Origin of the sequence: uncultured Cetobacterium sp. (assembly GCF_947039425.1) — a bacterium.
GTDB lineage: Bacteria > Fusobacteriota > Fusobacteriia > Fusobacteriales > Fusobacteriaceae > Cetobacterium_A.
In genome coordinates, this window is sequence record NZ_CAMQYW010000069.1 from 1 (window position 1) to 7390 (window position 7390).

Below are 7390 nucleotides of genomic sequence, written 5' to 3' on the forward strand. Positions count from 1 at the left end.
ATACGAATTCGTGACTGGAGTTCAGACGTGTGCTCTTCCGATCTACTATTTATATTTAAATTTCCAGTTTCTGTATTATATACTAAATCTTTAGTTTCTATTTTATCATTAGCACTACTATAAACAATATCCCTATTATATCCAATAATATTTAATATTTTTAACTGAGTATTATAAATAGCCTCATCACCATTTAATTTTGCTCCATCTTTATTCATAGCTGTAACATTATTTTTCAGATAAAACATCTTAGTTTCTTTATTATAAATAGCATTATCACCACTAAAAGAGTAAATACCATTACTTCCTTTTATTTCACCTTTAAATAAAATTTCATTTCCACCATTTGATGTTATATTTACCATTGAAATTTTATATCCATCAATTTCCATATGTACATTTTCTGTTATTTTAAAAGCTTCAGTTTTATCATTGTAGATAAGATTATCTCCAAACAACTTCATTCCATTATATGTTATAACAAAAGATTTATTACTTGTTAAATTGTTTGTTTCAGTGTTATACTTTAAAATTTTAAAATGTCCACCTAACAATCCTTGGCTATCATCTTTGCTAGTTAAATATGACTCTCCTAAAATTTCCATTATTTTTGTTTTATCACTATATTTAGCATTCTCTGCTGATAAAGTTATATTTTTAGTTTTAAATTTAACATCTCCTGATAAATTTAAGTTATCCATTTTAGTATCACTTGAAAAATTCTTTCCAGATATTTCTATTCCTTCAGCTTTATTTATAGCAACTACTCCCACATTTGACTGAACTAAATCTTTTTCTTTATCATAATCAACTTTTTCTGTTTTAAATTCCCAACCATTTAGTGATTTTCCTAAAATATTAGTTTTTAACAATAAATTTTTACCTGCATCTAAAATTGCATTATCTCCTGTTAAAACCATATCTCCTAATAGTGCTTTTGCTTTTTCAAATGTTGTTTCATTTTTCTTAACAAAATCTCTTTGTTTTTCAGCTTCAATATGATATCCATCTGTATCATATACAGCTCCAGTAGTTTCTATGACTTCCTCTTTTTTTTCAATCTTTTTTTCATCCCCAAAATAGTTAAAATACCCTAAAACTAATAATATTACAATTATAACCCTATAAACTAACTTTTTTTTATCCATTGTACCCTCCTAATTTAAGATACGTTTTAATTCGTTAAGTTTTAAAAATGCTTCTAGTGGTGTCATTTTATCCAGTTGAACTTCCTTTAATAATCTAATTGCAATTTTTTCTTCACTTTCTAGTTCTACTTTGTCCTCTTTTATCTCTTTAACTTCAATTTTTTCTTCTGGTTCATCCTTTAACTCTCCGAATAAAATAAGTTGCTCTTTTTTCACTTTCTTTTCAACTATCATTTTCCTATTTTCTAAAATCTTTAACATCTCTTTAGCTCTATCTAGAATCTCTTTTGGAAGACCTGCAAGTCTTGCAACTTCTATTCCATAAGATTTATCAGCTCCACCTCTTACAATCTCTCTTAAAAAAGTTATTTCATTATCCTCTTCTTTAACTTCAATTCTAAAATTAACTGATTTATTAAGTTTACTTTCAAGTTGAGTTAATTCGTGATAGTGTGTTGCAAAAATTGTTTTTGCTTTTATATTATCGTGAATATACTCTGTTATTGCTGTAGCTATTGAAATCCCATCAAAAGTTGATGTTCCTCTTCCAATTTCATCTAAAATAATAAATGATTTTTCTGTCGAACTATTTACAATATTTGCAACTTCACTCATCTCTAGCATAAAAGTAGATTGCCCTGTAACTAGATCATCACTTGCTCCTATTCTTGTAAAGATCTTATCAACAATTCCTATTCTAGCATATTCTGCTGGAACATAGCATCCCATATGAGCCATTATAATTATTAAGGCTACTTGCTTCATATATGTAGATTTTCCAGACATATTTGGACCTGTTAAAATAATTAGATTTTTATCATCTGTTAGAACAATATTATTTTTTATAAAATTTTCTCTTCCTACAAGTTGCTCTATAATAGCATGTCTCCCTCCAATAATTTCAATATTATTATCTTCAACTATCTCTGGTTTTACATACCCATTTCTAGTAGAAACATGAGCTAAATTAGATACTACATCTAAATATGCTATTTTATATGCAAGTTCTTGTAATGATTTTTTAAACTCTTTAATTTTTTCTGAAATCTCTTTAAATAAAAAATATTCTAGATTTTCTATTTTATCTTTAGCATTTAAAACTTTCTCTTCATATACTTTTAAATCCTCAACAATATATCTCTCTGCATTTGAAAGTGTTTGCTTTCTAATATATGTTTCTGGAACTAAGTTAATATTCGCCTTAGTCACCTCTATAAAATATCCAAATACTCTATTATATTTTATTTTAAGACCCTTTATTCCTGTTTTTTCTCTCTCTCTTGCTTCAATATCTAAAATTGTATCTTTTCCATTTCTAGATATATTATGAAGCTCATCTAAATCAGAATTATAACCCTCTTTTATAATTCCACCCTCTCTTATTGAAAAAGGTGCATCATCTTTTATTGATTTTTCTATTATATTATATACTTCAACAAGTTTATCTATGTCAATATTAAAAATTTCATGACCCTTTAAAAGTTTATAAATTTCAAGACCATTTAAAACTGATGTTTTTAAAGCCACTAAATCTTTTCCATTCTCTGTTCCTAAAATTAACTTTCCTAAAATCCTCTCAATATCATAAATATCTTTTAATCTATCTCTTACTTCCTCTCTTAAAAGTACATTTTCATAAAAAAATTCAATATTTTTTTGTCTATTTAATATAATATCTTTAGATGTTGAAGGATTCTTTAGAAAATGTTTTAAAAGTCTACTTCCCATAGAACTTTTACAACTATCTAAAACCCATTGAAGAGTTCCTAATACTCCATTTTCTTTGTTATTAGCTATAACATCTAAGTTTCTTTGAGTTGTTAAATTTAATTCCATGGTATTTTCTAAACCTGAATATATTATTTTATCCACAGGTATTTCATGACCTTTTTGAAGATCTAAAACATAATTTAAAATCATTGCTGCTGATTCAATAGATACATCTTTTCCATTTAAATTAAAACTATCTAATGATATTACATTAAAATATTCCTTCAAATAATTTTCACTTTTTCTTACTTTCATTGCTGAATTTACATTTATTCTATTTAATTGTGCAAACTGTTTTAAAGCATTTTCTAAATCTTCAAAAGAGTTTTCATCTACTAATATCTCTTTAGGAGATATTTTATTTATCTCTCCTAAAATTTTATAAATATAATCCTCTGTTTTTTTCATCTCTGTTACAATAAATTCACCTGTTGTTATATCTATAAATGATATTCCTATACTTTCTTTTTTTAATACAATACCCATAAGATAATTATTACTTTTTTCATCCAGATATTCTGTATCTATTACTGTTCCTGGTGTTATTATTCTAACTACTTCTCTTTTTACTAATCCTTTTGCTAATTTTGGATCTTCAACTTGTTCACAAATTGCTACTTTATAGCCCTTATTTACAAGTTTCCCTATATATCCTGCTGATGAATGATATGGTATTCCTGCTAAAGGTACATCTACACCTTTTTCTCTATTTCTGCTAGTAAGTGTTAGTCCTAACTCTTTAGAAACTGTTACTGCATCATCAAAAAACATTTCATAGAAGTCCCCAAGTCTAAAGAATAGAATATTCTCTTTATTTTTTTCTTTTATCTCTTTATATTGGGCCATTAAAGGCGTATCTCCTGCCAAAAAAAATTCATCTCCTTTTATTTTATATATTTTCTTTTGCTTTTTCTAAAAGCTCTATTAATTCATCATAATTATCAATTTGATTAATTGCATTTTTAAGAGCTGCTCCATGCCTCATTCCTTTTAAATACCAACAAAGATGTTTTCTTAATTCAAATAAAAATTGCTTGTGAGGATTATCAAGTTTTGCCTGTAATGTATGTTTTAAAGCTGTATTTAATCTATCTTGAGGTGTTATTTCTAGCTTTACTTCACCAAATTCAAATTTCTCTCTTATCTCTTGTATAAGCCAAGGATTTCCACAAATACCTCTTGCTAGCATTATTCCATCTACACCTGAATGTTTTACTTTTTCATAGGCATCTTCTGCTGTAAATATATCTCCATTTCCAATAACTTCAATTGCTGTATTTTCTTTTACCTCTTTTATTAAATCCCAATCAGCTTTTCCACTATACATTTGCTCTCTTGTTCTTCCATGTATTGTTATATGCTTACAACCTGACTCCTCAGCTATTTTACCAACTAATTTATGTTGCTTTAATCCTTTATAACCAACTCTTGTTTTTAATGATAGATCTACACTATCATCAATATTTTCTCTTATTTCACAAAGTATTCTTTTGATATGATCTGGATCTTCTAAAAGAGCTGCTCCATATCCATTTTTAATTATTTTATTAACAGGACAACCAGCATTAACATCTATATGTTTAACTCCCAATTTCTCTGTTATATATTTTGCACTATGCACCATTTTATCTATATCTTTTCCAAATATTTGAACAGCTTCTCCATCTCTTATTCTAAGTATTTGATTTAATGTTTTTTCATTTTCTCTTTCTAGAGCATTTATACTAACCATTTCTGTAAACATTAGGTCTGGTTTATACTCTTCTAATATTCCTCTAAAAGTGTAATCTGTTACACCTGCTAGTGGGGCTACATATATTTTCATTTTACCTCCAAAATCTCTTCACTATCAAAAAATTTTACCATATTTTCAATAGTTTTTCAATGTAAAATAGCTGGATATCCCAGCTATTTCAAGTGCCAATTCTTCCATATTTCCATTTGATTTCCAATAGTAATATCTTTTCCATATCTCACTATTGGTGTTTTAAATAAAACAGGTACTTCCATCAATAATTCTTCTAAATTAAAGACCATATATTTTAAATTTCTTTTATTATATTCTTGTCCATTTTCATCTATTAATTCTTCTAAAGGAATAACTTTTGTTATAACAGACAGCTCCCCTTTAGAAATACCTTTTTCTGCTAAATTTATAAGTTGAAATTTAACTCCTCTTTCTTTAAAAAATCTTTGAGCTTTTTTAGAATCATTGCAATTTTTTTTACCAAATATTTGAATTATCATTATTATACCTCTTATTTTTTAGTCATTTAATTATACCATAAAATTAAAAATACCCCAATTTTATGGGGCATTTTTTAATCTTTTGTTATATCAAGTGTAGCTTTTCCGTTTAAAGTTAAATCTGCAAATATATTTTCTTCATTAAATTTTAATTTATAATATGCTGCTGCTGCAATCATTGCTGCATTATCTGTGCATAAAGACATTGATGGATAGCTAACTTTCACTCCAATCTCCTCTGCTCTTTTACTTAACTCACTTCTAAGCAATGAATTTGCTGCTACTCCCCCAGCAATAACTATTTGTTTTACACCTTTATCTTTAACTGCTTTTAAAGTTTTTTTACACAATATATCAACAACTCTATTTTGGAATGAAGCTGATAAATCTTCAGGCTTAAACTCGATTCCTTTCATTTTAGCTTTATTTACAGCATTTATAACTGATGTTTTTATTCCTGAAAAACTAAAGTCATATCCTTGAACTTTAGGTTCTGGAATTTTCAAAGCCATTTTATCTCCTTTGTAGTAAAGCTTATCTACAACTGGTCCACCAGGATACCCAATTCCCATTACTCTTGCTACCTTATCATAACTTTCACCTATAGCATCATCAAGAGTAGACCCTAATATTTCAAATTTATGTTTTTTATCAATATGAACAATATTTGTATGCCCTCCTGATACTACTAAAGCTATACATGGAAGTTCTATCTCATGTTCTATAAAGTTTCCATATATATGTCCTTTTATATGATGAACTGGTATCAATGGCAAATTATGCCCATAAGCTAATCCCTTAGCAAAAGATATTCCTACAAGTAATGCTCCGATTAATCCAGGAGCATAAGTTACAGCTACATAATCAACATCATCCATTGTAATTTTTGCTTGCTCTAAACTTTCTTCTAAAATTGTAGCTATATTTTTAATATGTTGTCTTGAAGCTATTTCTGGAACAACTCCTCCATATTCTTTATGTATATCTATTTGAGATGAAATATTATTTGATAAAACCTCTTTACCATCTTTTAGTACTGCAATTGATGTTTCATCACAAGATGTTTCTATTCCTAAAATTATCATTTTATCACCCTTCTTTATTTTCATTTTAAATAGATTATAACATATTTTTTCATTAGTATAAAATTTTACTTACCTTATTTTTCATTATTAAATCTATCAAATATATCTCCTATATTTGCCCTTATTCTAAAATTTAATCCTTTTTCATATTCTCTTGTAAACTCATATGTTCCTGAATCAACTTCAGTATGCATTATATAATTATAACCTAACGATAACCAAATATTATTTTTTATTAAATATCCTACCTCAAAACTAATACCTTTATATATTGATTCCCATTTTTCATCTCCAATCACAAAATATCCAACGCCTACATTCCAGTTTTCTCTTATATCTTGATTATAAACTCCTGCTAACAAATATGCTGTATAATGCGAATCTAAAACTTTATCTGCTGAAATTGGATATCTATAATTTCTATACTCTGTTGCTAATGTTCCCGATAGTGTCTTCTTGTCATTAAATTGATAATTATGAGTAGTTCTTATAATATGACTATTATTTTCAACTCCTTTTCCTTCTATATTTTCAGATAAATTCATTTCATATTTATTTAAAGTGTTATATTTATCTCCTTCATACTCTCTAAAAGCTAATCCTAATATTAATCTATTCTCTTTTTCTCCAGTACTTTCTTCATAATATCTATTTTTTCCCACAATATAAAAACTATCGTCAATACTTTTTGCAATATTAAATTTATTTAAAAATGTTTCCTTTTCACTCCATGAAAATTCAAAATCACTTTTAGATAATGTTTTTTCATTTATTCTCCAATCAAATCCAAAAGTTAAAGCTGTTCTATCTTGTCTCTTATTTTCACTTTTAACTTTAAGAGGTTCTATCCTTTCAAATGTTCCTCTTAATTTTAACTTTTCATTTACTTCCCATTCTTTTTTTATCCCACTTCCTACTTCTGGTTCCTCTTCATCACCATTTTTTTTAACTCTATATTCTGAAAAAGCTTGACTCCCTCCTAAAACTTCACTTTCAACTCCTATTAACCACTTATTACTTTCATCCTCACCTGAAATTGCTGTTACTTCTTGTAAATTAGAATAGCTTTCATTTCTTAAATATAATGATGTCTTCTCTTTCAATTTATATTTAGCTCCCATTGCTGTTCTATTATATCTG

General features: G+C 27.1%; 5 protein-coding genes. All 5 read right to left on the reverse strand.

Going from position 1 to position 7390, the window contains the following annotated elements; genetic code table 11:
* Positions 1–1157 precede the first annotated feature (1157 nt).
* Positions 1158–3785, reverse strand: coding sequence for a DNA mismatch repair protein MutS (gene mutS / locus Q0V09_RS05345; protein ID WP_297405953.1), 2628 nt, complete (start codon positions 3783–3785; stop codon positions 1158–1160).
* Positions 3786–3807: 22 nt separating this feature from the next.
* Positions 3808–4743, reverse strand: a complete 936-nt coding sequence (locus Q0V09_RS05350) for a tRNA-dihydrouridine synthase (RefSeq protein ID WP_297405954.1) — start codon at positions 4741–4743, stop codon at positions 3808–3810.
* Between the two features lie 83 nt (positions 4744–4826).
* Entirely contained in the window at positions 4827–5165 is a 339-nt protein-coding gene (locus Q0V09_RS05355) for an arsenate reductase family protein (RefSeq protein WP_297405955.1), read from the reverse strand.
* Between the two features lie 74 nt (positions 5166–5239).
* Positions 5240–6250 (reverse strand): tRNA (adenosine(37)-N6)-threonylcarbamoyltransferase complex transferase subunit TsaD, encoded by a 1011-nt coding sequence (gene tsaD / locus Q0V09_RS05360; protein ID WP_297405958.1) that lies wholly within the window; start codon positions 6248–6250, stop codon positions 5240–5242.
* 74 nt (positions 6251–6324) lie between these two features.
* On the reverse strand, positions 6325–7390 hold a 1066-nt coding region (locus tag Q0V09_RS05365; protein WP_297487519.1), incomplete at its 5' end, for a hypothetical protein.

Excerpts from the sequence above, each read along its gene's own strand:
- Q0V09_RS05350 (WP_297405954.1), bottom strand. The coding sequence starts at position 4,743 with ATGAAAATATATGTAGCCCCACTAGCAGGTGTAACAGATTACACTTTT.
- Q0V09_RS05355 (WP_297405955.1), bottom strand. The coding sequence starts at position 5,165 with ATGATAATTCAAATATTTGGTAAAAAAAATTGCAATGATTCTAAAAAA.
- tsaD (WP_297405958.1), bottom strand. The coding sequence starts at position 6,250 with ATGATAATTTTAGGAATAGAAACATCTTGTGATGAAACATCAATTGCA.